Origin of the sequence: Streptomyces sp. NPDC017225, from assembly GCF_044331465.1 — a bacterium.
Lineage (GTDB): Bacteria > Actinomycetota > Actinomycetes > Streptomycetales > Streptomycetaceae > Streptomyces.
In genome coordinates this window covers 1-3,607 of the sequence record NZ_JBIRNE010000048.1, presented here as the reverse complement: position 1 = coordinate 3,607, position 3,607 = coordinate 1, and the positions used below count along the sequence as shown (strand labels likewise).

The 3,607-nt window shown below is 63.0% G+C and carries 3 protein-coding genes and 1 pseudogene; all 4 read left to right on the top strand.

Features of this window, described 5'->3' with window-relative positions; all coding sequences use genetic code 11:
- Nucleotides 1-9: 9 nt before the first annotated feature.
- Nucleotides 10-357: pseudogene (locus ACH4NX_RS38270) on the top strand (zinc-ribbon domain-containing protein); the annotation flags it as partial.
- Between the two features lie 78 nt (nucleotides 358-435).
- The gene (locus tag ACH4NX_RS38265; protein WP_037131400.1) at nucleotides 436-789 is read left to right on the top strand and encodes a DUF559 domain-containing protein; all 354 of its coding nucleotides are present in this window, start codon (nucleotides 436-438) and stop codon (nucleotides 787-789) included.
- Nucleotides 790-1,065: 276 nt separating this feature from the next.
- Nucleotides 1,066-2,607: an IS21-like element IS1415 family transposase gene (gene istA, locus ACH4NX_RS38260; RefSeq protein WP_030538069.1), complete on the top strand. Its 1,542-nt coding sequence runs from the start codon at nucleotides 1,066-1,068 to the stop codon at nucleotides 2,605-2,607.
- A complete protein-coding gene (istB, locus tag ACH4NX_RS38255; RefSeq protein WP_003944771.1) occupies nucleotides 2,607-3,398 on the top strand; it encodes an IS21-like element IS1415 family helper ATPase IstB in 792 nt (263 codons plus the stop codon). The genes istA and istB overlap by 1 nt, the downstream gene beginning before the upstream one ends.
- The last annotated feature ends 209 nt before the right edge of the window (nucleotides 3,399-3,607 follow it).

The following is a 3,607-nucleotide window of genomic DNA, read 5'->3' as shown; positions in this document are numbered from 1 at the left end:
AACAGACGAATAGTAGTCGGATTCAACGACCTCGCCACACTGCGACCAGAACTCGCGGCCGAATGGCACCCCACCAAAAACCTGCTCACCCCCGCCCGAGTTGGAGCCGGAAGCCATCTCAAAGCCTGGTGGCAGTGCCGAGACCACGGACACGAATGGCCCGCTGTCGTGGTTTCCCGAGTGAACGGTCGACAGTGCCCCATCTGCGCTGGACGCAAGGTCCTGCCAGGTTTCAACGATCTCAGAACCACCCACCCCGCGATAGCATCTGAATGGCATTCCACCAAAAATACAGGTACACCAATTGATTTCAGCGCCGGAAGTGATTCCCGCGTATGGTGGCGATGCCGCGCTGGCCATGAATGGGAAGTCTCGATCGGTTCCCGCACGGCAGCCGAAACCGGATGCCCACATTGCTGCACTATTGGAACCTCAATGCGAGAACAGGCAATCTGCCAGCTCATCGCGAAAGCGTTCAATCAAACCGATTACACAGGTCCTGCGGGTGTCGTCGGGTGGAGATGGGGAGTCGATCTCGCGCTGCACCATCAAAGGGTCATAGTCGAGTACGACGGCTGGTATTGGCATCGGGACAAGGCGGAGAAAGACCTCCTCAAAACACGAGTGCTCGAGAAGGCAGGATGGACAGTCATCCGAATACGCGAAACCACCGCGAAACGCCCGCTCCCCGAGCTACCCGTGACCACGATGGAATGCACCTCCACCGAACGTGCAGAAGCAGTGGCGCTGCGGACTATTCAACTTATCAACGAAATTCACCAGCATTGAATGCGCGAGACAGCAATCCCCATCACACCATCTACCGGTCGCAAGCACGCAGAATGATGCCCGCGTCCCTCAAACTGGACAGTTCAAGGTGACGCGGGCATCCGTATGACGACATTCAGTTCGGTGTCACCAAAACCTGCAACTGTCGACGGCCATCGTAAGCTCCCCACTGGCGGCCATTTATGGCGCATTTTGTGGCCATGGTTTCTCCCCGCGTACGGCCAGATAGTTCCCCACCTGCTGTGAGTCAGATTCGGTCCCGGCAACGCTGGGTGGATGAAATCGAGCAGGGAGATCATGGAAATTTTGGAGGCGTACGACCTCACGGGTAGTTATCGGGCGGCGGCGGAGCTGGCTGGGTGTGATCACCACACGGTGGCCCGGTATGTGCAGATGCGCGCTGCGGGGCAGCCGCCGGACCGCCGGCGGCATCGAGCGCGGGCGATCGACGACTTTCTGCCGAAGATCGAGGAGTTGGTGGTCCGCTCGCAGGGCAAGGTCCGCGCGGATGTCATCCACGAACGGATCGTCGCGCTGGGGTTCACCGGCGGTGAGCGGACCACGCGCCGGACGGTCGCGGAGGCGAAGGCCCAGTTTCGGGCTGGTCGGCGGCGAGTGTATCGGCCGTGGGTAACCGAACCTGGGCTGTGGTTACAGTACGACTTCGGTGACGGGCCAACGATTTCCGGCCGGAAGACGACGTTGTTCTGCGCATGGTTGGCGTGGTCGCGATTTCGGGTGGTGATCCCGATCTGGGACAAGACATTGCCGACGGTGGCGGCGTGTTTGGATGCGACATTCCGCCGCTTGGGCGGGGTTCCGGTCTATGTCCTCACCGACAACGAGAAGACCGCGACGATCGATCACGTGGCCGGGATCGCGGTCCGCAATCCGGAGATCGTGGAGGTGGCACGGCATTACGGCACGACGCTGCGGACGTGTTTACCTGCTGATCCGGAGTCGAAGGGAGGAAGTGAGGCGACGGTGCGGATCGCCAAAGCCGACCTGTTGCCGAAGGAGGTGAACCTGCGCGAGCAGTATCACTCTTTCGGTGAGCTCGAGTCGGCTTGCCGGCAGTTCTGCACCGACGTCAACACCCGCGTCCACAGCTCTACTCGGCGGCGGCCGGTCGAGCGGCTGGCCGAAGAGTTGCAGCGGCTGCATCCGCTGCCGAAATCTCCGTTCACCGCGGTGTTCGGCACTACCCGGCGGGTGAACTGGGAGTCGACGATCTCGGTGGAAGGGGTGCGGTATTCGGTGCCGCACACGTTGATCGACACTCGGGTCTGGGCCCGCTTCCATGGTGAGGAGCTGATCGTGACCGCCGTCGACAATGATGGCGGTGCAGTCGAAGTCGCGCGGCACCGCCGCGGCCAACCCGGTTCACCGGTCCTCGACAACGACCACTACCCACCCCGCCCAGACCGCGACGCCGCCGACCGGGTGCCCAAGCCTCGTACCGCCGCCGAGCTCGCCTTCCTACAGTTGGGCCAGGGTGCCAACAGCTGGCTGGTCGAGGCTGCCGCCGCGGGAGCGCGCCGCATCAGGGCGAAGATGGCCGAGGCCGTGGACCTTTCGAAGCTGCACTCCCCGGACGCAGTCGACAGAGCGTTGGGGACGGCGGCGATGACCGGCCGGTTCGCCGATCGGGACCTGATCTCGATCCTCGACTACCAAGTCACCCACGAACACGCTGATCCGGTCCGTCGCAGCGAGAACCACACTCTGCAACCGGGCACCGCCGCCTGGTCCACCTTCGGCCAGACACCAGCGCCGGCCAGCCCAGCCACTACTGACGATGAAAGCGATGACGCCTGATGAGCACCCCTTTGCGCACTGTTACCAGCGCTAACGGCGACCCGTTGGCCGAGGCGATCGACCTGACTAAACGCCTGAAACTGCCCCATATCCGCAGGTCCTTGAGCGATATCATCCCGACCGCGAAAGCCCAACGCTGGGACCCCGCCGAAGTCGTGCGGGTTCTCCTCGCTGAGGAAGCCGCCGGCCGGGACCGGGCGAACCTGCACACTCGCCGCAAACGCGCGGGTTTCCCTACCGGCAAGACCTTCGGCGACTGGGACGAAACGAAATCGTCGATTCCCCGCGCCACCCAGGACGCGCTCCGCACCCTGGAGTGGGTCGGGCGGCGTGAATGTTTCTGCGTCTGTGGGCCTTCGGGAACTGGCAAGTCTCACTTCACCGAGGCACTCGGGCAGGCCGCAGTCGAAGCTGGGCTGGCGGTGTCTTGGTTCACCATCGAAGACCTCGGTGCCCTGGTCCGCCGGCACCGTGCCGACGACTCCATCGCCCGAGCCCTGACGAGGATCATCCGCTCCGACCTGATCATCGTCGACGACATCGGTCTGCTCCCGGTCTCTGAAGACGCCGCCGAAGGATTCTATCGCCTCGTCGACGCTGCCTACGAACGCCGAGCGATTGCCGTCTCGAGCAACCTGCACCCCTCCGGCTTCGACGAGATCATGCCCAAAACATTGGCCACCGCCACCGTTGACCGGCTCCTGCACCATGCGCACGTCGTCGTCACCGACGGCGACTCCTTCCGCCTCACCGAAGCCACCACCGGCAAGGGGGTGAAGCCCTTCAGCTAACCCAAATCAGAAAGCGGGTGGGGAAAAACAACTGGCCGCCACCGGGGAGAACCCGTGGCCACCAGCGGGGAGAACTACTGGCCGCCTACGGGGAGAACTTCGTGGCCATTGACATCCAGGGTTGCGGTAGATCTTGCGGTGATGCCATGCTGCCTCGACCAACAACCGACGTGCATGACCGTTGCCGGTCTTGGTGATCGAACCCTGTG